Below are 22811 nucleotides of genomic sequence, written 5' to 3'. Positions count from 1 at the left end.
AGCTCAGTTAGTATAGCCGCTCCAACGGTGCGCCCTTCCGCGACTGATGCTGAGAAGTCGCATTCTTCACGGACGACTTCGTAGGGAAAGTAACCGCCCGGTTGTTACCGCGGAGATTTCGCTTTGATGCGAGCGGTGAGTTCCTGGTCATCGACGAAGGCTTCGAGGAAGTCATTCCATTCGTCAGCGGTGCGGCGCGCATGGGCAAGCATTTGCTCCAGCTCTTCCATTCCGTCGCGGGTAAGCGAAGTTGTTGCCTCGTCCGGCCCGGTGTAGACGCTGATGATGTTGCCGTAGCTCAGGTTGTCATCGTTGTTGACGATCGCCTGAAGGAGTTCGGCATCTTCGTCGAGCAATTTGGCGACGTAGTCGATGCTGAACACGTGGGTCACCGTTGCCGCCATCAGGCGGCCTCGGCGGAGATGGCGGTGACAGGTGACCAATTCCAGGGAAGCAGCTCGTCGAGGCGATTGATCTTGTGATCGTGGATGCGGTCGAGCACGTCTGCGAGATATGCCTGCGGATCGATGCCGTTCATCTTGGCCGTCTCGATGATTGTCATGACGCGAGCCAGGGTCTCGGCGCCGGTGTCGGCGCCGGCAAATAGCCAGTTCTTTCTTCCGATCCCAATCGGGCGCAGGGCTCGCTCGGCGGCATTGTTGTCCATGGCGACGCGGCCGTCCTCGAGGAACAGGCACAATGATGGCCAGCGGCTCAGGCCATAACGGAAGGCTTTTGCCAAATCGCTCTTGCCCGGAATGCGGGTCAGTTGCGTTTCGATCCAGACACGGAATGCCCCGATCTTTGGTTTGCTATGCTTCTGACGTGCGGCAAGGCGGGCATCGGCAGGCTGACCCGCAATGCCGTGCTCGATGTCATAAAGCGCACCGATACGGTCGAGAGCCTCGCGTGCGATCTCGGATTTGTTCGAGGTCCAGATATCATGGAAGTCGCGTCGCCAATGCGCCCAGCATGCCGCTTCTCGGAAACGGGATGTTCCATCGGCTCCAGGCTCATAAAGCTTGCCGTAGCCTTTGTAGCCGTCAGCTTGGAGGACGCCGCTTGTCTGCCTGAGGTGGCGCAGGACGTGGTCTTCCTTCCAGTCCGGAGCAAAGTAGTAGACCGCGCCAGGCGGAGCGGCGCCCGCCCATGGGCGTTGATCGCGGACATATGTCCAGATCCTGCCTTTCTTTACGCCTTTCCCCAGCCCTTTGTCCTGCATGGAGCGATCCAGCACCCGGATCGGGGTATCGTCGGCATGGAGAAGGTCACTGGCCATGATCACGGTTCCGATCCGCTCGATCAGGGGCTGAAGCACCTGCATGGCGCGACCGCACCAATCGACCAGCGTACTGTCGGGGATGTCGGCACCCATGCGGGCGAAGATTTCGTGCAGGCGATACAATGGCAGGTGATCGTCGAACTTCGAGACCAGGATGTAAGCCAGAAGGCCGGCGCCAGCCATGCTGCCTGGTATCGGACGGCTGGGCGCGGGCAACTGCACCATCTTTTCGCAGCAGCGGCAGGATTTCTTCAACCGAGCGATCTCGATGACCTTCATCTGCGCGGCGATCATGTCGAGGATTTCGCTCGTGTCTTCGCCCACAAGACGTAGTTCACCGCCACAGGCGGGGCAGCAGGCGCCGGGATCGAGCTCCCTGCGCTCGCGAACTGCCTTGTGCGATACGCGCGGACGACGGCGCGTGATGCTTTCGGGCGCGTTCGTCATAGGCGCGACAGACGCTGCCTCGTCGGCCTCATTGATTGGCCCGGCATTGCTCTCCGCCGCGGCGATCAAAAGATCCTCCAGCGCCAGTTCCAGCTGCTGGATTTCCCGCTCGATCTTTTCCGAAGACTTGCCGAAGACCTGTTTCTTCAGCTTGGCAATGCGCAGCCGCAAGGCCTGGATCAACTGGTCATGCGCCTGCAACGTCGCCGACATCTTCGCATTTTCCGCCTGTAAGGCGGCGATCATCGCCTTCAGAAAGGCGGGATCGTCTGGAAGATTTTCGGCGACATTCGACATGCACCTGACTACCATAAGTCAGGGAGAGTAGCCATAAAAACCATTAGATTCAGAGAGATAAATCACCCGACACGCGCCGGCGGCGCACCCCAATTGGGGCGTCGCCAGTCAATTCCTTCCCATAACATCGCCATTTGCGCTGACGTCAGCCGGGCCGTCCCGTCGGCCGCCGACGGCCACGGAAAGCGACCCTTCTGCAAGACCTTGTAATAAAGACAGAACCCCTGGCCATCAAAATAAAGAAGCTTCAAACGGTCGCCACGTCTTCCCCGAAAGGCGAAGACCGCGCCTCCCGTCGGCTTCTGGCGCAACACATCCTGCGTCAGTGCAGCCAAACCCTCGATCCCTTTGCGCATGTCCGTGAACCCGCAGGCAAGGTACACCCGAACCCCAGTTCCCGGTCCGATCATGCTGCCTCAACCGCATGGATAAGCCGAGTCAGAGTGGCGGTATCGATCTCTCTGTCAAAGCGCAGGTTCCGCCCACAGCATAGCTGCAATTCGACCAGTGCTGACAATCTGTCGGTGCCTTTGCCCATACGGGGTTCGCTCTGCGCCACCGGCATGTCCACGGGAAGGAACATGGGACTCGCCGACGGCAACAAGAGCCCCTTCCTCCTCAACTCTCGCCGCCAGGTGTAAATCTGCTGCCGCGTCACATCGTGCCGCTCGGCAACCTCAGTCACAGTCGCCTCGTCAATTCCAACCGACATGACGATGTCGAGCTTCTTCTTATCACCCCAGCGACGGCGCCGTTCAGCACCAAGAATCTCGACACGCATCGCAACCTCACAAGACACGTCGCAAACGACGTCGTTAAGTACGTGTCATAGGCCATCACGACGATGTCAGGCAGGCGGTACCAATCGGACGGTTACTAGGGAAACGCCGTCTCATCGGATCTCATGCGGTGACAACTTCCCCCCTCTCCATCCGCTCAAATACCTAGCGGATGATCGCAGAACTGGCTAACAAGCCGTTAGAATTGGACGTCGACCCCGCCCTGGGGCAATCTTGCACGCCGAAACACTATAAACGTCCATGAAATTGGGAGGTGAACTGCCCCCCATTCGATCGGACAATCGGCATAAGCAGAAAGGCTCAAGCACAGGCTTGAGGATAGGCTTATGTCCAACGAGTATCGACGCCTCGAAAGTGATCGCAGGCGACGTCCCTCGCCGGCGATGGACAACCGAGCAAAAGCTGCAGATTGTCGAGGAGAGGTTTGAGGCCGAAACCAACCGCTGATGTCGCTCAACCCGAAACTGGCTTGCATTCGAGATATAATGGGGTTCCGTCCGGGCGCATTGCCGCCTGTATTTTCGTCGTGCGATACTCGACGGGAGTGGCCCCGTGGGTCAGGAATCGGAAATCCCCGGATTCCTCCATGAGGTCCTGCATCTCCTCGTAGATTTTTCCACGCTCAATCGGGTCGGCGATGGAAAGCCCCTTGACGTTGAGTTCGTCATAACGTTGGTTGCGGAAGCGTTGCCAGTTCCAGACGCCAACCTGAGCCTGGGTGAACCAGGTTACGTACTCAGACGGGTCTGGGAGTCCGGTGAAACTCATGACGAATAGCTGCATATCCTTCCACTGGTCGCCTTCTGATTCCATTCCGAGCGTCCAGAACGAAGTGGAATCCCGAGGTTGCACCTCCAAGGAGATACCGATCTGCGACAATTGGGCCTGAACTGTCTGGGCTATGGTCGACGAAGTGCTATCGTTCAAACAGTCGATGCTCAAGGTCAGATCGCTGACGCCGGCCTTTTCCATGAACTCCTTGGCCTTCTCGAGATCGCCTTCCGGCGGGATGAGCGCCTTCTCCCTATGTCCGACAACTCCGGGGGGAACGGTACCGGTCGCCAGGACCGCTTGGCCAGCGTACGCAATACTTAGAATCTGCGGGACGTTGATAGCCCATTGGATCGCTTTCCGGACGTTGATATCCCTGAGTTTTGGATGATCCATATTTATGCCGACCCAGACGTAACCGGTCGAGGGCTTTTGTACTATCTCGCTATCAGGGGGGGGCGGATTGCTCCTGAAAGTAGCAAGCGATTCGACACTGATGCTGGTGAAATCGACATCGCCCGCCTGATAAGCGCGTTCAGCCGCCTTAACGTCGGGAATAGGTAGGATGCGGATTTCGTCAAAGCCGGGCCTTGGGCCAGACCAATCCGGGTTCCGAGTGAGAATGGTATATTGATTCGGCTTCCAATCGGCCAGCACGTAGGGACCGGAGAACGCTGGTGGCTCCATCCCGAAATCACCGCCCTCCTTATTGGTCCGCAGCACGGCATCCTCAGAAACGATTTGACCTGCCGCGTGGGGTAGTGGAACGAGCCACACAGCTGCATCAGGGGCCTTGAATACAATGACGCCCGTATATTCGTCCTCCAACTCGACGCGATCGAGCAGCCCCCAATGTGGCTTCATGGGTGAATTGAGTTTTATCACGCGCTCGAAAGAGAACTTGACGTCCCTGGCCGTCATTTCGCCGTGGCCGCCGGTGAACTTGATGCCCTTCTTGAGGCGGAAGCGGACATGTGTTGGGTCCACTTGCTCGATCTTTTCCGCCGCCTCTAGCTCCCAGCCCCAATCAGATCCTGACTTATAACGCGTGAGCTTCGAATAGATACAGTGCATGACGTCCACTTCCGCGTCTGTTACAACGAAAGCGGGATCTAATTTGGTAAGATCGGCATTGGCACGCGCGTTTAGCACCTTGCCGTCGGCAGCCCAAATGGCCCGGGTGAGCGGCATACCCGAGGCGATGATACCCCCGCCAAGCGCGGCACCAGCTTTGAAGAGGGTTCGACGGCTAACGATCCGAGTAATATTCGTCTTCATATCCACGCCCTGATGAGTTTTCTTTCAAGCGGTGCTGGTTTCGTTGCGATACATCCAATGTGGAACGCTGCTGACATCTAAAGCGGCGCGCGCCAGCGTTTCCGCTTTTCCTCTGCAAAGCCAGGGACCTTGGCAAGGCTTGACTGGCGTTTGGCGACAAACGCGTCGAGCGGCCCGCACTAAAATCCGCCGTCCGAGAATGCCTTCCTAACTTACACGCCTCATGATACGCACCTCCAATAGCCTTGATAACGCGCAAAAGATTTCGCTCGTCTTAAATACCGTTTATGCCGGCCCCTTGGGCAAAGCGCGCGAAGCTATAAATCAGGGTGAGGGCCATTCAGGCGCTGGCGGAATTCTCAGATTTAAGCGACTTGTACAATCATGCTGCCCGTTTTATCCCGATCTCCGCATGGGACTCGCTTTGGATCGACACTCTTTGGTGCGAATTGGTCAACTCATCTGCCTACGTCAAGGGGTGAACCTGCTTGACAAGAAGCCTGAGGCAGCGCGATGATGAAAGGCTTCTCCAGTCGTGAGGTAACGCCGTTCTACAGGATGAATATGCCCTGTTATGAGTCAGATAAGCATTCCGCGCCTGAGGGCTCGTTGGAAGAGAAATGCTATACGATTACCGCCCTACTGATCACGACTCCGCTGGTCGGCTTGCTTTTTGCATTTGCGTCACAGGGCACAGACCTTTCTGACTCAACTAAGCCGGAGACGGTCTTCCTCCAGAGTTCTTCGATCCCGCTGCCGCCGCGCTGAGCCAGAGCAAATGCCATAGAAGAGGCTGTGTGCGTCAAGCTCTGCAAAAGGGGCGGCCATGGTGTTGGTCAAGCGGCTTGGCGCAGAGCGAGATCCTTGTACTCGCGCAGGTCGTCCATGTTGATGTAGTGGTTGGCCTCCATCCAGTTTCGTTGGTCTCGACGGCCAGGCCCTGGCCAAGCGCAGGCAGCTTTCGGCTTGGGGAGGACCCTTGCGTCGAGAGCGAGGATCGGTAGGTGTCGCGTCCCGCCGGCTCCCGACTGCTTTGGAGGCGAAAACTAAATGCACCTAACGGTGCATGTGAGCGACGAAGTTCCCTGATCGGAGAACTCACGGGCTATGACAGGCAGCATTTCAGGATTTAAATTTACCTGCGAATTCTGGACTCCTGCGCCGACACACCAGTGAAGAGGAGATGGCCGATCTATTTCTCGGCATTGACCCGACCCTCGGGCCGGTGCGCGCCCGCAAGGCTCTACCAGCCATAGCGACCGGGCGAACTGGACAGTTACGGCCGGCTACAAGGAAGAATGACGGACGGCGAACAGTCAAGTTTTTGGACAAGGAAGTTTCTGTATACACCGTCAACGAGTGCACAGCTGCTAGAGATGGCGCGGTGGATGGATCGCAGCGATGATCGCTATCCGTCCAGTGGGCGAGGACTCCCTTTTTCGCCAATCAGCACTTGAGCAATCTCGCAATGTGACGATCCGGCGACCGGCTGGTGCCCCGCCTTTTTTCAGCACTGCGTTCGGCATTGCCAAGAAGGACGTGCTGGTTCTTGTCGGGCCTGTGCAGGACGGCGGTATGACAGCAAGCATCACACGGCAATGCGGCCAGTTCAACGGCGACCTGGTCGAGATGAGGCCGGCTGTTCCGCAATGACTTGCAGCACATTTGGCCACCGTCTCTAGAGGACGCGCACTGCGCGAATGACTCCCTGCCGGAGGTGGCGAGCAGATCGTGCTGGAGTGCCGGGTGCGCCGCAGGAACTCGGGCCAGCCACGCAAAAGGCGAAGATGCACGCCACGCCAGGCTGTTCTATTGCGCTGGCTAACTTGTCAGTGAACCGAAAGGCCCGAGCCAGCCGAGCGCGCAATTGCCTGTTTGGTGGTCTTTACCCCAAGTTTTCGGCGAGCGTTGCCCAGCTGAAAACACGCCCTGCGCCTTGGGATTCCCAGGATGCATTGCCTAATCGGACTTGCCTCTTGCCTCCCACTGCAAGCACGCGTGTTCGCGCCGCGCCAAAGCGACACCATCCAGCATTCGATCGGCAGATGAAGGCCGAGAGACCATCATCACTGTGTCCAAATTCAAGTATGCAATGCTTCACCCGCCTGATCAAACTATTGAGCTTCTCCGCAACGGGAGGTCCCATCTCGACGTAATCGACTATGACATCCCGTCCAAGAGGTTCGGTCGCACTTTCAAACCTTCGTCGCCTGGTGTCTCTGCATTCCGGTCTTGGTCTTCGAGATGCCGGCCCGGACTTTACGGCGTGCAAAGGGAACGGTTTCTGACGAAGCCAAGCGTCTCGCTCGATCTATGAGAAGACCACACCAGCTTTGGTGAAATCATCTCGGAAGGGGTATGAAATACTAGTACCCTGCGGCATGCACAGTTATTGCGCTCGAAAGTTCGACGGAGCCACGGACTGGTTCGTTTGGGATTAGAAATCCTTCCATGTGCTCACCGGGACATCTGCTTTCGCATATGCGCATGGCATCTCATTCTTCCGCCGGGCGCTGATCGCCGCCGTGGGTTTGAGAGTGCATAGGTCAGCGCCGGAAAAGGAAGCCCGTCGATTCATGTCGCCTGCGAGTCGCACCCGTCGGACGCTCGATCAAAAGGCTGGTGCAAGGTGGAAGCTCTCCCGCATGCAATTCGAGGAGTCGCTGATCCAGTTCCTTGTCGGTCGCTGTCAGGCGATGGTTCAGGCGAAGGTAATCCATCCAGGTCGGTGTGCGAAACGTCTCGGTCCAAAGCAACGGCTCCCGCAGATCGCGCTGGATGTTCCAGTGTCGAGCTCCCACCCGCCTTTGCACACGACGTCTTTCCCGCATCAGCTCCAAGAAGGTATCCACATTCGGCTCCGGAATCGAATACTCGATCTTCACCACGATCGGGCCGCTTCTAGGCTTCAGCTCCAGCGCAATTGCTGGTGTTTCGAAGCCAAGAGGGTCCTGGTCGGCCTCTTGCCATTCACGGATTGGAAGAAGCAAGCCAGTGCCGGCAACCAACAGCAGAGCGCCTGCGGAGCTTTCCAGCGCCAATGCGAGCGAATAGTGCTCAGCCACTGCGCCCCAAAGCCAGCTCCCGGCGGCAAGGCCGCCGGAGCAAAGGGCATAGTGGATCGAGAGCGTCCGACCAACGACCCACCGAGGGCTCGACAATTGTACGCTGACGTCAAGCCCCGTCCAGGTGACGACCCAGGCGGCGCCGCCGAGCGTCAAGGCAACACTGGCCACCGCCAGGGAAGGCGTGAACGCAAGAGCCACGCAGCACCCAGCAGCGGCTATGCACGCAAGCGTCGTTAACCGCTCCTGAGACAGCGACCTTCTCAGCAGGTTGTTGGACAGGCCGGCGCACAAGGCGCCAGTGCCGAAACCGGCCATGAGGATGCCGTAGGCGATTGGTCCCCCTCCCAGCTGATCGCGAGCAATCAGGGGAAGCAGGGCCAATATGGAAATGCTCGCCAGGCCGAAAAGCGCTCCCCGCGCGATTGCTGCCATGATCTCCGCCGACAGTGCCGTGAAGCGCGTCCCGTCATATACGGCGGTGGTTAGTGACTCACGTGGCAGGGGCGACGGGCGACCAGCCCATTTATAGCGTCCGATGGCCCACAGCATGACGAGGTAGGTCAGCGTGGCGGCCGCGAAAGCGGTTAGGGCTCCAAAGGACGCAACGACAACGCCGCCGAGCGCCGGACCGATACTTCGCACTGCATTGTAGCCCACCGAGATCAGTGTGACCGCAGCCGGAACTTCGCGTTTTCGCAGGATATCGCCGACCGAGGCGTGCCAAGCCGGATCGGTAAAGGCGGCTCCGCACCCAGCCAGGCAGCTGAATGCCAGGATCATCCATGGATTGTAAAACCCCAGACCCACAAGAGCTGTCAACATCGTTGATGATAGCGCTATAACGCACCAGCCCATCGTCATCACATTGCGCCGGCTGAAATTATCGGCGATAGCGCCAGCAAAGATCGACAGTATGAACACCGGCAGCGTCGTGGAAGTCTGCACCAGTGCGACCATCACATCGGAGCTTGAGATGGTCGCCATCAGCCAACCGACGGCAACAGTCTGCAATAGCCACCCAAAGCTGGACAATTGCGCGGCAATCCAGATGGAGCGAAAGGTTGAGTTTTCCAGCGGGGCAAACGTTGCCGACGAAACTGCCGCATCTCCACGCGTCACCCTGCTCATCCGGACGAGCCTCTTTCTGCGTGTACAGACTGCATGAAGGACTTCTCCTCGGTGCACCTGCGTGAGAGAGTGTCAATCCTCTACATCGGCACGGCGACCACTAATCACCTGAAGCATATTCCACGCACGCCATCTAGAACGCGGGTCATGGACTCGCTGACTGCTCGCCGCCCGGCCCGCGAAACGGACCAGCAAGTTTGGGCACTGCGATTGCGAGCCGGCCCGAGGCGATGGTGACGCTGACGGCGCCCTGCTCTACCGACATTCCTGTTATGCGGCCGCCTATCGGCCGCATGCATCCACAGCATCGATCGCAACATCGCGTTTCATTGCCTCGTGCTTAGCGATTGCGGACGACATAGCAGCGGTGATCTTGCGCAGGGAAACTGCTCCGAGGGGCTTGCCAGCGCTATCGACAACAGTGGCTTCGTAAGACGGAGAATTTGTAAGCTCCACGGCCGCGGTCTCCAGGGTCGATCCAGACCTAAGCGTCGGCAGCGATCTGTTGACGGATGGCGGAATGGGTTCCATGACAGCATCCACTTTTAAGAATCGCGCGCGATTGACGTCCTTTACGAACCTGGCGATGTAATCGTCGGCGGGGTTTAACAGAATGTCTTGGCTGTCACCTTGCTGGATGATCGAACCGTCCCGCAAGATGACGATCTGGTCCCCAAGCCGCAGCGCCTCATCAAGGTCGTGCGTGATGAAGACAACGGTCTTCTTCAACTCAGCCTGCAATTCAAGGAGCATGGTCTGCATGTCGGTCCTTATCAACGGATCGAGAGCCGAGTAGGCCTCGTCCATTAACAGGATGGAGGCATCGTTGCTGAGGGCGCGCGCCAGTCCCACCCGCTGTTGCATGCCGCCAGACAATTCTTCCGGATAGCGCTTCTCAAACCCGACAAGCCCAACGCGCTCGATCCAGCGCATGCCAATGGCGCGGCTCCTGGCCTTGTCAATGCCGCGCACCTCCAATCCAAAAATCACGTTGTCGAGAACGGTCCGGTGCGGCAGGAGCGCAAACCTCTGAAAAACCATCGCCGTCTTGTTGCGACGAAATTCCCGCAACTCCAGTTCGGACATCTCCAAAATGTTGCGTCCGTCAATCATGATCGAGCCAAACGTTGGCTCGATCAGGCGATTGATGTGCCTAATTAGCGTCGACTTGCCGGAGCCGGACAGCCCCATGATGACCTGGATTTTGCCGGCCGGCATGGATATGTTGATATTGTTCAGGCCCAGTATGTGTCCATGAACTTTTCCAAGCTCGGCCTTAGACAATCCACTGCGGACTCGGCCGACGTGTTGCTCCGGCGACCTGCCAAAGATCTTGTATAGATCGCGTATCTCGATCGACGCCTGGCCGTTAATCATGCGCGGGTTGCCTGACGCATCTGGAGCCGGCGGCCATAGGCCTGGCTGGTGCGGTCGAAAATAATTGCAATCCCAACAATGGCAAAGCCGTTGAAGATGCCCTGCGTAAAATACTGATTGGCAATTGCTTGCAGGACGTTCAGACCCAGCCCCTGCACGCCGATCATTGAAGCGATGACAACCATGCCGAGGGCCATCATGATCGTCTGATTAACGCCCGCCATGATCGTGGGCATCGCAAGCGGCATTTGTACCTTCCAGAGCTTTTGCCCCCGCGAACAGCCGTAAGCATCGGCGGCTTCCAGGACTTCTTTGTCCACCAGGCGAATCCCCAGGTCAGTAAGACGGATAATCGGTGGCACGGCGTAGATCACTACAGCAATGAACCCAGGCACGCGGCCGATGCCGAGCAGCATGACGACCGGGATCAGATAGACGAAAGGCGGCATCGTTTGCATTACGTCGAGTACTGTCTGAATCACAGCACCAACGCGCTGAAAGCGGTTCATAAAGATGCCGAGAGGCATACCGAGGGCGATGGAAAAGACCGTAGCTGTCAAGACGAGCGAAATCGTCTTCATCGCATCCTGCCACAGGCCAAGAAGGCCGATCGCGATCAGAGTTCCGACGACAGCCGCTACCACGGACCAACGCCGCGCCGCAAACCACGCCACACCGGCTAGCACAACAATCACGAGCGGCCATGGCGACCCGGTGATTATGTCTTCGAAGAAAATCAAAACCTGCTGCAGCGGGTAGAAGAAATTCTCGATCGTGTCGCCATAAAGTCTTGTGATGCTTCGAAGTGACCCGTCGGTCGCCCGTTTGATGGTCAGTAGAAAGTCAGCGTCTAACTGCGGAAATTTAAACAGCCATTCCATATCGCGTCCCTAGGCATGTTACCACTGAAATCGTGAGCACTCACGAGGTCATGAAAAACAGGAGGCGGAGGGGAGGAAATTTGCCATTCTCGGTCCACATGCGCAGGGCTACTGCACTCTCCTCATCCTCCAGCCACTAAAGTTAGCTGCTTCGATGCAATTCGCGACTTTACTTGGCCGCAGCCTTGACTTTCTCGGCGACGTCAGCCGGGACCCACTTCGTCCAGACTTCAGGCATGTTCTGGATGAACCACTTTGCGCCGTCCTCGCCGTTGGCCTGGTTCTCAGTCATCCATAGCATGACCTTGCCAACTTCGGCCTGGCTCCAACTCCGCTTTGCGAAATAATCCTTTGCCGGAGCCACATCGTCGCGCTTCAAGAATTTTCCGGAGGCGAGCGTGATTTCTTCGGCCGTCTTCCAATAATTCGGCTTCGGATCAGGACAATCTTGCTTTGTGGTGCAACGCACCCACTCGGCCTCGTCATGGGCGGCTTCAAGGCGCACCATCGGATACTTTACGAGAAGCGAAGTAGGAGCCCAGTACGCCGCGATGAAGCCCTTCTTGCCCTCATAAGCCTTGGCGATCGCGCCATCAAGCGCTGCTGCAGATCCGCTCGGCACGAGAACGAACCCCTTTTTGTCAGCACCAAGGGCCTTGAACAATTGCGCCGTCACTACCGTGTCGCCCCAGCCTTGAGGGCCCTGGATCACCCCACCCTTCGACGGATCCTCTGGGGACGGAAACAGTTCCGGATGCTTGATAGCATCCTCGACTGTCTTGATATCCGGGTGGGCATCGGCAACGTACTTTGGAATATACCAGCCGGAGACGGAGCCGTCGCTGATTCCAGTTCCAATTCGGCTGACCCGCCCTTCGGCGACGCCTTTGTCATAGAAGTCACTCAACAAACTCACGGCCACTGATGGAGCAATATCAGGCTGCCCCTTCTCGATCATGGAAGTCACGGTCGGAACCGTGTCACCCGCCACTGTCGTCGCATTACAGCCGTAACCGTTATTGAGGATGAACTGGTCGACATAGGCATTCGCCTCAGCAGACTGCCAGCTGAACAGAGCCAACGTAATGTCGCCACACGCCGCATGAGCAGGGCTGGCGCTCATCAGAGCCCCGATCGCTGCCAACGAAAGCAAGTACTTTCTCAATTGAACGCTCTCCCCTTGTCCGTGACACACTGCTGATGGTCCGCCGCAGTGACGTCCTTTGGTAATCCGGCCACCTGACACATCAAGGCCGAAAAAAATGGCGTTCTGATAAACTGGCTTTATAGCTGACAGGATTGTATCGGCGTACCCGGCATAGACTGAAAGTGATACCTCATGGCCTTCCCAGTCCGCGCGGATTTGTGCGCGCGCGACTGCCCCGCATTCATCCCTTCAGTCGTCCGAGTCCTTAGATGAAGAAAATAAGAAATTCCGAGCAAATCGTCGCACACGGTGATGCGGCTTCAAGAAAGCTGGTGCTCGAGATCGCCGACCGAACGCTCGATAAGCTGGACAGTTACAGGCGGATCCGCAGCATCATGCGGATGGAAGGCGAGGTGCTCCACATCGGCGTGCGCTCCTGGGACCTTTCAAAGAAACGCAATGTGTATCTGTTTGGCGCCGGCAAGGCTTGCAACCATATGGCGATGGCGGTGGATCACGTGCTCGGCGAGCGCCTGACGCGCGGCATCGCGATCGTCAAGATCCATGAAGAGACCGACCGCTTCAACAAAACCGAAGTCTATATCGGCGGCCACCCGCTGCCCAACGAGGAGGGATTCCGCGCTTCGAAGCAGATCATTGAGGTGGTCGACAAGGCCGGCCCCGACGATCTTTTTATCGTTGTGATCAGCGGTGGGAGTTCGGCCCTGATGTCCTGCCCGATCGACGGCATCTCACTGCAGGATGAGATCGACACGACCGACGTGCTCCTAAAATCCGGTGCTGGAATTTATGAAATAAATGCAGTCCGTCGTCACATATCGGCATTGAACGGCGGGATGCTGGCCAAGCGCATTCAGGATATCGGGGCCGAGCTGATCGGCTTTGGTATCAGCGATGCCGTGGGTTCGCCGGCTACCGGCGACATCGCGGTGCCTTATGCGGCCTACAAGAGCACGCCAATCGGACCCGACGCTACGACACTGGATGACGCACGCGCCACGATTGTCAACTTTGACGTGGCCGGCCGCCTGCCGAAGAGCGTGGTGGACTACCTAATAAACGCCGGTCCCGAGAGGGAAACACCCAAAGCGTTCCCCGATAACACCTATTTCCTGATCAACACGCTGCCGGACTCCTGCATTTACGCGAAGCAAGCGTGCGAGGAGATGGGCATTCCCGCCATCATTCTCACCTCGTTCCTGGAAGGAGAGAGCCGCGACGCGGGCACCTTCTTCGCTTCCATAGCGCGCGAAATCCAGACCTACGGCAATCCGGTCAAGCCGCCCTGCGTGCTGCTCAGTTCCGGTGAAGTAACCACGCAGATCCTCGACAACAGTTCCATCAAGGGACACGGCGGCCCCGGCCAGGAAATGACTGTGAGCTTCGCCATCTCCGCTGGCAAGGCGAAGAGGGCGTGCCTTCTCTCCATTGACAGCGAGGGCACCGACGGCACCGCGAAGGTCGCGGGCGGCATTACGGATTCCAGCAGCTTTAAGGCCGCCGCCGAAAAGGGGATCAACCTCTATCAGTCATTGCGCGAACATAGCTGCTTCGAGGCGCTCTCGGCCATCAGCTCCACCGTCTTCACCGGCAACACCGGCACCAACCTGTGTGACCTCAACATCCTCTTTGTCCCCGCGATCGAGAAGGATTGTTAGGCATGGTGGACAGGATCAAATCCGTTCGAGCCCAGCAGATCATCGACTGCAAGTGCCGACCAGCCGTGGAAGTTGAGATTCGCACCGAAAACGGGGCAGTTGGCCGAGGCGCAGCCCCAACCGGAACCTCGGTCGGCATGCACGAAGCGTTCGTCCTGCGCGATGGGAACCCGGCGAGCTACAAGGGTCTCAGCGTCCACAAGGCGGTGGACTACGCGGTGAAAATCATTGGGCCGGCGTTGATCGGCATGAATGTGTCCGACCAGCGCGCCATCGACCAGAAGATGATTGCGCTCGACGGCACGCCGGACAAGAGCAGGCTCGGCGGCAATACGATCTATTCAGCCTCGATCGCGGCTTTTCGCGCTGCGGCCGATGCGCGCCGCATCCCGCTTTACAATTACATCGCGGGCCGGGACATCCGAACTGTACCGGTGCCCTGCTTCAACGTGATCAACGGCGGCCACTACGAGACGTTGACCCAACCTTTCAACGAATTCCTGATCGTGCCCTATGGCACCGATAACGTAGACTTGGCTGTCGAGATGGCGGTCGCGGTATTCCAGCAGCTTGGTGAGGTCCTCACCAAGCACTTCGGCCACAAGCCGCAAATCGCGAGCTCCTATGGCTACGCGGCCCCTTCGGACGACCCGCAGGTAATCCTGTCAATAATGCAAGAGGCGATCGAGGTCTGCGGCTATGGGGGTCGCATCGCCTTTGCACTCGATTGCGCCTCGAGCGAAATGTACGATCGGGATACCGCCACTTATCTGCTGAAAGGCAAGCGTGTTTCAACGGATGAACTGATCGCGTACGCAAAAGGGCTCACCGAAAAATTCGATCTGGTCTTCATCGAGGACCTACTCGATGAGAACGATTGGGACGGCTACACCAAGGCAGCCAGGGAACTCACCCGGACGATCGTTCTCGGTGACGATCTGATCGTGACCAACACTGCTCTGCTCAGACGCGCCTATGCAGCCCGTGCCGTTCACGGCTTCATCTTGAAGCCCAACCAGGTCGGGACGATCACCGAGGCGATGGATGCCCATCGCTTTGCTAGCGAACATGGCATGATCTCGGTCCCGTCAGGGCGTTCCGGCGGCGTTGTCGACGACGTAGTGATGGATTTTTCCGTCGGCCTCGAAGTGCCTTTCCAGAAGAATGGCGCTCCGCGATCGGGAGAGCGCATCGAAAAGCTGAATTTCTTGATGCGTGCCAACGCGGCAAGCCCCGGCTGCCGTCTTTACGACATCAAGCCCCTTCTGCGCTTCTGACGCGGCCCAGCCGCGGAGGCAGGAAACACACACGTCAATGACTAAAAGAGGTTGCTCCATGTATCCCAAGATCGATTTTCTCTACCTCTCCGAGCCCGACATGATTGCCGCCGGCGTTCTCGACGCGCAGCGCTGCGTTGCCGTGTGCGAGGAAACTTTCGGCCTCCTCGGCAAGGGCGACTATCTGATGGGCGGCGCCAACCACAACAGTCACGGCCTGAACATTGTCTTTCCGAAGGAAACGAAGTTCCCGAACATGCCGGTAGCCGGACCGGACCGTCGTTTCGCGGCCATGCCGGGGTATCTCGGCGGACGCTTCGACGTTTGTGGTAACAAATGGTACGGGTCGAACCATGCCAATGCTGACAAGGGCCTGCCGCGTTCGATCTTGACCATGATGCTCAACGACAAGGACACTGGCGCGCCGCTGGCGCTGATGTCGGCCAACCTCTTAAGCGCAGCACGCACGGGCGGTGTGCCGGGCGTCGCGGCCAAGCACCTAGCCAACAAAGATGCAAGGACCGTTTCAGTCGTCGGCTGTGGCCCGATTAACAAGGCGTGTTTTACGGCGATCATGACCCAGTTGGAAGCCGTCCGAAAAGTTGTCTGCTTCGACCTCTTTCTGGAGAAGGCCAATGAGTTCGCAGCCTGGGTACACAAGGAATATGGCGTCCAAGCCATCGGCGTAGACGAAACAGAGGCCGGGTTCCGCGATGCCGACGTAATCACCGTCGCCGCCTCACGCCTGAAGCCGCTCCACTTCAAGGACGAGTGGATCAAGGCTGGCGCGACCATTCTGGTCTCTGGCCCTTTCAACACCGAGGAGTCATTCCTGACCAACGCGAAGATCGTCTACGATCACACGGCCCTGCAGGAGGCTTATGTCGAGGATGCGATCGCCTCTGGCAATAAGGAGGCTTACTACAGCAGTGTTATCGGTGGGCCCTTCTTTCGTCTAATCGATGCTGGCAAGCTTCCGGCCCTCAAAGATTCAACGGGCCTCGGCGACGTTGTTAACGGCGAGAAGCCCGGCAGAGAAAGCTCGGAAGAGCGCGTGATATTCATCGCCTGCGGCATGGCTGTCTTCGACATCAGCTGGGGTTTCGAAGTTCTTCAAAACGCCAAGAGCAAAGGAATCGGCCAAGCCCTGAACCTTTGGGAACGGCCAAGCCAAGCTTAGCTGATCCCATTTAGTTCCAGTCCCTGACGATAAGCGGAGGCGCAAATGATCGGCGCTTTACCTACGGCCGCGTCGCTCTACGAGCGCGTCCGGCGCGTGATCCCGCCAGTCGAATGGCCGGCCTTTGCCGATGACATCGACGCCATTCTGGCGCTGAAACGCGAACGCAACGCCGTCATCCTGGCGCATAACTACCAGACCCCGGAAATCTTTCATTGCGTCGCCGACATTGTGGGCGACAGCCTGGCGCTTGCTCGCAAGGCAATGACGGTCGATGCGGAGGTGATCGTGGTCGCCGGCGTGCATTTCATGGATGAGACGGCCAAGCTCCTCAATCCTGATAAGACCGTGCTCATCCCAGATCCTGCCGCCGGCTGTTCGCTGGCGGACTCGATCACCGCCGAGGACGTACGGCTGATGCGGCAGCGCTATCCTTCCGCTCCAGTCATCACCTACGTCAACACCTCTGCAGCCGTGAAGGCCGAGTCCGACATTTGCTGCACTTCTGGCAACGCGCTTGCGGTCGTGAAGTCGCTCAGCGCGACCCGCGTCATCATGCTGCCCGACGAATATCTGGCTAGGTACATCGCGGCGCAGACGAAGGTCGAGATCATCGCCTGGAAGGGACGCTGCGAGGTCCACGAACGCTTCGGCCCGGCCGACATTCGCGAGCTACGCGAAGCGCATCCCGGCGTCACGGTGCTCGCCCACCCCGAGTGCCCGCCAGAGGTCGTCGCGGAAGCCGATTTCGCAGGCTCGACGGCGGCGATGTCCGACTATGTCGGACGGCATAAGCCGGCGCGTGTTGTGCTGATGACGGAATGCTCGATGAGCGACAATGTCGCGGTCGAGCATCCTGACGTGGACTTCGTGCGTCCCTGCAACCTTTGCCCGCACATGAAGCGTATTACGCTAGGCAATATCCGCAGCGCGCTCAAGGAGAACCGACACATCGTCACGATCGATCCCCGTGTCGCCGAGCGCGCCCGCTGGGCCGTCGAGCGCATGCTCTTCGTATGACGACCTACATCCATGACATCGGTGGGGCGCCGGTCATCATCGGCGCTGGCCTCGCCGGACTGATGACGGCGCTGCATCTGGCGCCAGAGCCGGTCATCCTCCTCTCCAGGACACCACTTGGGACGGATGCCTCGAGCACACTCGCGCAGGGTGGGCTTGCGGCAAGCCTTGGCGAGGACGACAGCACTGACCTGCACCTTGCCGATACGCTTGCCGCCGGCGATGGGCTTTGTAACGAACAAATGGCGAGGCGAGTGGTCGAGGTCGCGCCTCAAGCTATTCAGAGCCTCGTTCGTCTTGGTGCTCCCTTCGACCGCGCTTTAGACGGAAAACTGCGGCTCGGGCTGGAGGCAGCCCATTCACGGCGCCGGATCGTTCACGCCGCGGACGCCACAGGTCATCAGTTGTTCCACGCGCTGCTTGCCGTGGCGCGGCGGACCCGTTCGATCACAATCATGGAAGGCATAACAGCCCTTCGACTGGTCGTCGCAGAAGGCAGCATTGTGGGCCTGCTGGCTGTCCTGCACAACAGCGTTTTCGCAATGCCCACCCGCCGTGTAGTGCTGGCGACCGGCGGAATCGGCGGACTCTTTCGCGATACCACGAACCCGCTTTCCTCTTTCGGGCACGGTCTTGCGCTCGCCGCCTGCGCCGGCGCGGAGCTTTCCGACCTGGAATTCGTGCAGTTCCATCCGACCGCGCTCGATAGCCCACGCCGACCGATGCCACTCATAAGCGAAATCGTGCGCGGCGAGGGTGCGGTGTTGGTCGACGAACATGGCGATCGATTCCTGACTGACACGCCGGGCGCCGAGCTCGCATCGGGTGACGTGGTCGCACGCTCAATTGCGCATTATCTCGCCGCTGGGCATCGTGTTTATCTCGACGCCCGGCAATGTCTCGGGAAAAAATTTGCGAAACGCTTTCCGGCAATTGAGGCCGCTTGCCGACAGGCCGGCATCGATCCAGCCGTTGAGCCAATTCCTGTTCGTCCTGCGGCTCACTATCACATGGGTGGCGTCGCGGTTGATGCCGACGGGCGCAGCTCTGTAGGCGGGCTGTGGGCGTGTGGCGAAGTCGCGTGCACTGGGCTGCATGGAGCAAACCGGCTCGCCAGCAACTCGCTGGCCGAAGCGGTCGCGACCTCCGCTTGGGTCGCGGCAAGCGTCGCGGGTACTTGTGCTGGCCGGCAATGGCCGAGGCTTCCCGCAACGGTGCCTGTTCGACCTGACCCTTCACCAATGGGCCAAATCGTTTCCAACGCGCTGGGCATCGTCCGCAACGGCAAGGTTCTGCGTGAGACGATCGGCACGCTGCTGCCGATCGCTGTTGGCGAGACAGCGGCGGCCGATCCGGCGCTAGTATCCCTGTTGATCGCGATCGCGGCACTTCGGCGCGAGGAAAGCCGCGGCTCTCACTACCGATCCGATTTCCCGGAACGCGATGCTGCCGCCCTCCCCTCCCGGCTGACGCTCTGCACGGCTTTTGAGAATGCCGTCGCGCTTAACTGGCAAGCGTCCGAACGGAGCCGTTGATATGAGTCCACTTGCGCCGCTTCCCCAGATTGTCATGGAGCCGATCGTCCGCGCTGCCTTGCTGGATCTGGGGAGGGCCGGCGACATCACCAGCGATGCCATCATCCCCGCCGATTGCAAGGCAACGCTCGCGTTGGATGCGACTGCAGAGCCTCAGCCCGCGCCATGGCGCGGGTATTGTCGCCGACGATGATCGGCAGGATCTGCGAGCCGCTGGCAGGTAGGATGAGCGCCTCGGCCCTCTTGCCCGCGAGCGCGACCAGCCGCGCCAGCCGTTCCCGGCGATCCGGTTCGTCAGCGACGATATCGAGGGCCGCTGCCGCATGGCTTTGACGTGCGCGGCATCTGCCCACCAACCGTGCCCGAAGGCACGGCGCGGCTTGGTACCTCGCTGACGCTAAATCTCGGCGAGGACGACCTCTCGGCGCTGTTCGATGCGCTCACCGAAAAATGGGAGCGCACGCCATGACGGCACGCTTCATCGTGACCGGCACCGACACCGGCATCGGCATCGGCAAGACGGTGTTTTCCGCCGGTCTCGCGGGCCTGCTCGACGGCTTCTATGGGAAGCCGGCGCAATCGGGCCTCGACGGGGAAACCGACAGCGAGGTCGTTGCCCGGCTTTCTGGCCTGCCTTCAGGGCGCGTCCTGCCGGAAGTCTACCGTCTGAAGATGCCTCTGTCGCCGCATCGGTCGGCCGAAATCGATGGCATCGCGATCGAGGCGGCAAAGCTCTCGCTTCCGGAGTTGCCCGGCCCGCTCATCGGTGGCCGGCGGACTGATGGTGCCGCTCAATCGGCAGATGAAGTTCATCTATATCTTCCGGGACTGGCAACTGCCTGTCATTCTTTGCGCGCGTACGGCCCTCGGCACCATCAACCACACCCTACTTTCGCTCGAGGCCTTGCGCGCCCGCTCCATTCCATTGCTCGGCATCGCCTTCATCGGCGACGAGATGGCCGACACGCAAAGGACGATCGCCGAGATGGGCATGGTGCGCGTGCTCGGTCGCCTTCCGCGTCTGGATCCGCTGACACCTGCGCTTTCCGAAAACATGCGAACGACCTTCAACGTCGCCGACTTCACAGAGGCCCCACAGTGAACCGCTCCGCTGTCTGGCACCCCTTTACCCAGCATGCCACAGAACTGGTTCCGCCGACGATCGTGCGCACCGAAGGCGCCTATGTCGAGACGCGCGAAGGCAAGCGCATCCTCGACGCGATCTCCTCCTGGTGGGTCATCACTATGGCCACCGCCACCCAAAGATCGTGGAAGCGATCCGGCACTCGACCGAAACACTCGACTCGGTGATCTTGCCGGCCTCAGCCCAGCCGGCCAAGCAGTTGGCGCAGCGCTGGTCGACATGGCGCCGCCGGGGCTCGACTGGGTCTTCTTCTCCGACAGCGGCTCAACCAGCGTCGAGATGGCGCTGAAGATGGCGCTCGGCTTTTACCGCAACAATGGCTTCCCGCGCTCGCGCATCGTCGTGATGGAACACAGCTATCACGGCGACACCATCGGCACGATGAGCTCGGCGCGGCGTCTTCAACGCCGCCTACGAGCCGCTGCTGTTCGAGGTCGACACCATCCCCTTTCCTGCCGCAGGCCAGGAGCAAAGGACGCTCGATGCCTTCGAGCGGCTGGCGCGTGACCGCGAGGTTGCCGCGCTGATCGTCGAGCCGCTGGTGCTCGGCGCCGGCGGCATGCTCGTGTACCCCGCCTGGGTACTCGCCGAACTCAAGCGCATTGCCGAGCGCTCGGAGACACTTTTCATCGCCGACGAAGTCATGACCGGTTGGGGCCGCATTGGCACAATGTTTGCCTGCGAGCAGGCAGGCATCTTGAGGTGCTTACCGAATTTTCCCGCGAAATCGGCGGTATTTATTGGCACCGCCACCCAGTGCTAAGCAACCTTGGCGGCTACCGACAGGTTCCGCATGCCGCCAAAGACAATGCTTGATATTGAGGAGATAACCACTTGTCTCTACATCCGGAGCTGATCCGCCACCTGAAATTACCCGACCTCTTTGCTGCGATCGACCGTGTGCCGGCGCTTGGCGCGCCGGTTGGCGGGCCTACGTTCGAGGTCTTCAATCCATCGACCGGCGAGCTGTTGGCGGAACTTCCCGACATGGGCGTCGAGGAAACGCGCGCGGCGATCGACAAGGCCTATGTCGCCCAGGCCGAATGGGCAGCGCTGACCGCCCGGGAGCGCAGCGAAATGCTGTGGCAGTGGCACCAGCTGATCGTCACCCACACCGACGACCTTGCCGCAATTCTCACCGCGGAAATGGGCAAGCCGCTTGCCGAAGCCAGATCGGAAGTCTCGCATGCGGCCGCTTATCTGCAATGGTACGCCGAGGAGGCCAACCGTATCTACGGCGAGACGATCTCCGCGCCCTCGACGGACCGCCGCATGCTGGTGATCAAGCAGCCCATCGGCGTCGTCGGCACGATCACGCCATGGAACTTCCCTGCATCGATGGTGGCGCGCAAGATCTCGCCGGCGCTGGCGGCGGGCTGCGCGATCGTGCTGAAGCCCGCCGAACAGACGCCGCTTATCGCAGGCGCCATGTTCGCGCTCGCCGCCGAGGCCGGTTTTCCCGACGGTGTCGTGAACCTCGTCTACGCCTCCGAGGGCGCTGCGGTGGGGCGCGAGCTCTGCCACAATTCCAAAGTGCGCAAGATCAGCTTCACCGGATCGACCGAAGTCGGGCGGCTGCTAATGCGCCAGTGCTCGGACCAGATCAAGAAGGTCAGCCTCGAGCTCGGTGGCAATGCGCCCTTCATTGTCTTCGACGACGCCGACGTCGATGCTGCCGTCGACGGGGCGATCCAGGCGAAGTTCCGCAATGCCGGCCAGACTTGCGTTTCGGCGAACCGCCTCTACGTCCAGTCGGGCGTCCATGACGAGTTCGTCGATAAATTCGTCGTACGCGTTCGCCAGCTTCAGGTCGGTGACGGTTTCGATCCCGGCGTCGCCATCGGTCCGCTGATCGACGGCAACGCCTTGGCCAAGATCGAATCCCACATCGCCGATGCGCTGGAAAAAGGCGGGGTGATCCGCTGCGGCGGCGGTAGGATTGGCGCAGACGGCACTTTTTTCCAGCCGACCGTCCTTACCGGCATCTCCGGCGCCATGACGGTGGCGCGGGAGGAGACATTTGGGCCATTGGCCCCGGTCATCCGCTTCGAGGATGCGGATCAGGTCGTGCGTGAGGCCAACGACACGATCTACGGCCTCGCCGCCTATTTTTATGCTTCCAACCTGAAGCGGGTCTGGCGCGTGGCCGAGGCCCTGGAATATGGCATGGTGGGCATCAACACCGGACGCATGTCCTCCGAGGCCGCGCCTTTTGGCGGGGTCAAGCAGTCAGGCATTGGGCGGGAGGGGTCCCGGCACGGCCTCGAGGACTACCTCGAGATGAAGTATCTTTGCATGGGCGGTATCTGAGGACCGACACGCTGTTCTTCTGACCAGACCGTCTGCCTGAGCCGGCCTTCTGCATAGCGGGTCATGTCATGGGGAGCATCCGCCTCCAAAGCCCAGAAGCTCCGGCTGCCAAGCGCATGGCGAGTTCCGAACGCCCGGGCTGCTCGGATGAGCGCGCGAGCAGCATGTCTGGTCCACTTGTGCAGTTGAT

The 22811-nt window shown here is 59.5% G+C and carries 19 protein-coding genes and 5 pseudogenes; 13 read left to right on the top strand and 11 right to left on the bottom strand.

Annotation, left to right across the window (positions count from 1 at the left end; all coding sequences use genetic code 11):
• Nucleotides 1-104 precede the first annotated feature (104 nt).
• From ACVMIM_RS12270 to tnpA, 4 genes are all read right to left on the bottom strand, one after another.
• On the bottom strand, nucleotides 105-404 hold the full coding sequence (locus ACVMIM_RS12270; RefSeq protein WP_476112197.1) for a hypothetical protein: 300 nt from the start codon (nucleotides 402-404) through the stop codon (nucleotides 105-107).
• Entirely contained in the window at nucleotides 404-2026 is a 1623-nt protein-coding gene (gene tnpC, locus ACVMIM_RS12265) for an IS66 family transposase (RefSeq protein WP_476112092.1), read from the bottom strand. The genes ACVMIM_RS12270 and tnpC overlap by 1 nt, the downstream gene beginning before the upstream one ends.
• Nucleotides 2027-2088: 62 nt before the next feature.
• Complete coding sequence (gene tnpB, locus ACVMIM_RS12260; RefSeq protein WP_023778341.1) at nucleotides 2089-2436, bottom strand: IS66 family insertion sequence element accessory protein TnpB; 348 nt, start codon at nucleotides 2434-2436, stop codon at nucleotides 2089-2091.
• Nucleotides 2433-2807 (bottom strand): IS66-like element accessory protein TnpA, encoded by a 375-nt coding sequence (tnpA, locus tag ACVMIM_RS12255; RefSeq protein WP_476112094.1) that lies wholly within the window; start codon nucleotides 2805-2807, stop codon nucleotides 2433-2435. The genes tnpB and tnpA overlap by 4 nt, the downstream gene beginning before the upstream one ends.
• Before the next feature lie 345 nt (nucleotides 2808-3152).
• Between tnpA and ACVMIM_RS12250 the strand changes: the two are divergent.
• A pseudogene (locus ACVMIM_RS12250) lies at nucleotides 3153-3255 on the top strand (IS66-like element accessory protein TnpA); the annotation flags it as partial.
• A 24-nt stretch (nucleotides 3256-3279) separates the two neighbouring features.
• Here the strand turns inward: ACVMIM_RS12250 and ACVMIM_RS12245 are convergent.
• Complete coding sequence (locus ACVMIM_RS12245; protein WP_476112196.1) at nucleotides 3280-4875, bottom strand: ABC transporter substrate-binding protein; 1596 nt, start codon at nucleotides 4873-4875, stop codon at nucleotides 3280-3282.
• A 513-nt stretch (nucleotides 4876-5388) separates the two neighbouring features.
• On the opposite strand from ACVMIM_RS12245, the gene ACVMIM_RS12240 reads away from it, so the two are divergent.
• Nucleotides 5389-5643: a hypothetical protein gene (locus ACVMIM_RS12240; RefSeq protein WP_476112194.1), complete on the top strand. Its 255-nt coding sequence runs from the start codon at nucleotides 5389-5391 to the stop codon at nucleotides 5641-5643.
• Nucleotides 5644-5711: 68 nt separating this feature from the next.
• Here ACVMIM_RS12240 and ACVMIM_RS12235 read toward each other — a convergent pair.
• A pseudogene (locus tag ACVMIM_RS12235) lies at nucleotides 5712-5847 on the bottom strand (IS256 family transposase); the annotation flags it as partial.
• Nucleotides 5848-6276: 429 nt separating this feature from the next.
• Between ACVMIM_RS12235 and ACVMIM_RS12230 the strand changes: the two are divergent.
• Nucleotides 6277-6528, top strand: coding sequence for a hypothetical protein (locus tag ACVMIM_RS12230; RefSeq protein ID WP_476112192.1), 252 nt, complete (start codon nucleotides 6277-6279; stop codon nucleotides 6526-6528).
• A gap of 893 nt (nucleotides 6529-7421) precedes the next feature.
• Here the strand turns inward: ACVMIM_RS12230 and ACVMIM_RS12225 are convergent.
• The 4 genes from ACVMIM_RS12225 to ACVMIM_RS12210 all read right to left on the bottom strand — a co-directional run bounded on the left by ACVMIM_RS12225 (nucleotide 7422) and on the right by ACVMIM_RS12210 (nucleotide 12494).
• Entirely contained in the window at nucleotides 7422-9071 is a 1650-nt protein-coding gene (locus ACVMIM_RS12225; RefSeq protein WP_476112191.1) for an MFS transporter, read from the bottom strand.
• A 282-nt stretch (nucleotides 9072-9353) separates the two neighbouring features.
• On the bottom strand, nucleotides 9354-10448 hold the full coding sequence (locus ACVMIM_RS12220; protein WP_476112189.1) for a quaternary amine ABC transporter ATP-binding protein: 1095 nt from the start codon (nucleotides 10446-10448) through the stop codon (nucleotides 9354-9356).
• Complete coding sequence (locus tag ACVMIM_RS12215) at nucleotides 10445-11329, bottom strand: ABC transporter permease (protein ID WP_476112188.1); 885 nt, start codon at nucleotides 11327-11329, stop codon at nucleotides 10445-10447. Before ACVMIM_RS12215 ends, ACVMIM_RS12220 begins: the two co-directional genes overlap by 4 nt.
• Nucleotides 11330-11498: 169 nt before the next feature.
• Nucleotides 11499-12494, bottom strand: a complete 996-nt coding sequence (locus ACVMIM_RS12210; protein WP_040970528.1) for a glycine betaine ABC transporter substrate-binding protein — start codon at nucleotides 12492-12494, stop codon at nucleotides 11499-11501.
• Between the two features lie 251 nt (nucleotides 12495-12745).
• On the opposite strand from ACVMIM_RS12210, the gene ACVMIM_RS12205 reads away from it, so the two are divergent.
• From ACVMIM_RS12205 to ACVMIM_RS12180, 6 genes and pseudogenes are all read left to right on the top strand, one after another.
• On the top strand, nucleotides 12746-14155 hold the full coding sequence (locus ACVMIM_RS12205; RefSeq protein WP_476112187.1) for a glycerate kinase type-2 family protein: 1410 nt from the start codon (nucleotides 12746-12748) through the stop codon (nucleotides 14153-14155).
• 2 nt (nucleotides 14156-14157) lie between these two features.
• Nucleotides 14158-15432, top strand: coding sequence for a phosphopyruvate hydratase (gene eno, locus ACVMIM_RS12200; protein ID WP_476112185.1), 1275 nt, complete (start codon nucleotides 14158-14160; stop codon nucleotides 15430-15432).
• A gap of 58 nt (nucleotides 15433-15490) precedes the next feature.
• Nucleotides 15491-16612, top strand: a complete 1122-nt coding sequence (locus ACVMIM_RS12195; RefSeq protein ID WP_476112183.1) for a tyramine oxidase subunit B — start codon at nucleotides 15491-15493, stop codon at nucleotides 16610-16612.
• A gap of 45 nt (nucleotides 16613-16657) precedes the next feature.
• Nucleotides 16658-17632, top strand: a complete 975-nt coding sequence (gene nadA, locus ACVMIM_RS12190) for a quinolinate synthase NadA (RefSeq protein WP_476112181.1) — start codon at nucleotides 16658-16660, stop codon at nucleotides 17630-17632.
• Entirely contained in the window at nucleotides 17629-19167 is a 1539-nt protein-coding gene (locus ACVMIM_RS12185) for an L-aspartate oxidase (protein WP_476112179.1), read from the top strand. Before nadA ends, ACVMIM_RS12185 begins: the two co-directional genes overlap by 4 nt.
• Before the next feature lies 1 nt (nucleotide 19168).
• Nucleotides 19169-19309: pseudogene (locus tag ACVMIM_RS12180) on the top strand (carboxylating nicotinate-nucleotide diphosphorylase); the annotation flags it as partial.
• On the opposite strand, the gene ACVMIM_RS12175 reads toward ACVMIM_RS12180, so the two are convergent.
• Entirely contained in the window at nucleotides 19269-19520 is a 252-nt protein-coding gene (locus tag ACVMIM_RS12175) for a hypothetical protein (protein ID WP_476117469.1), read from the bottom strand. The pseudogene ACVMIM_RS12180 and the gene ACVMIM_RS12175 sit on opposite strands and share 41 nt — an antisense overlap.
• Here ACVMIM_RS12175 and ACVMIM_RS12170 point away from each other — a divergent pair.
• The 4 genes and pseudogenes from ACVMIM_RS12170 to ACVMIM_RS12155 all read left to right on the top strand — a co-directional run bounded on the left by ACVMIM_RS12170 (nucleotide 19502) and on the right by ACVMIM_RS12155 (nucleotide 22621).
• A complete protein-coding gene (locus ACVMIM_RS12170; protein WP_476112178.1) occupies nucleotides 19502-19636 on the top strand; it encodes a hypothetical protein in 135 nt (44 codons plus the stop codon). The two genes, ACVMIM_RS12175 and ACVMIM_RS12170, sit on opposite strands and share 19 nt — an antisense overlap.
• Nucleotides 19633-20269 (top strand): annotated as a pseudogene (bioD, locus tag ACVMIM_RS12165) (ATP-dependent dethiobiotin synthetase BioD). The gene ACVMIM_RS12170 and the pseudogene bioD overlap by 4 nt, the downstream one beginning before the upstream one ends.
• Nucleotides 20266-21008, top strand: a pseudogene (locus ACVMIM_RS12160) (aminotransferase class III-fold pyridoxal phosphate-dependent enzyme); the annotation flags it as partial. The pseudogenes bioD and ACVMIM_RS12160, both read left to right, overlap by 4 nt.
• A gap of 137 nt (nucleotides 21009-21145) precedes the next feature.
• On the top strand, nucleotides 21146-22621 hold the full coding sequence (locus tag ACVMIM_RS12155; protein ID WP_476112176.1) for an NAD-dependent succinate-semialdehyde dehydrogenase: 1476 nt from the start codon (nucleotides 21146-21148) through the stop codon (nucleotides 22619-22621).
• The last annotated feature ends 190 nt before the right edge of the window (nucleotides 22622-22811 follow it).

Source organism: Mesorhizobium sp. USDA 4413 (assembly GCF_056280365.1).
Note: the sequence above shows the minus strand (reverse complement) of the source record. Positions and strands in the feature narration are given on the sequence as shown.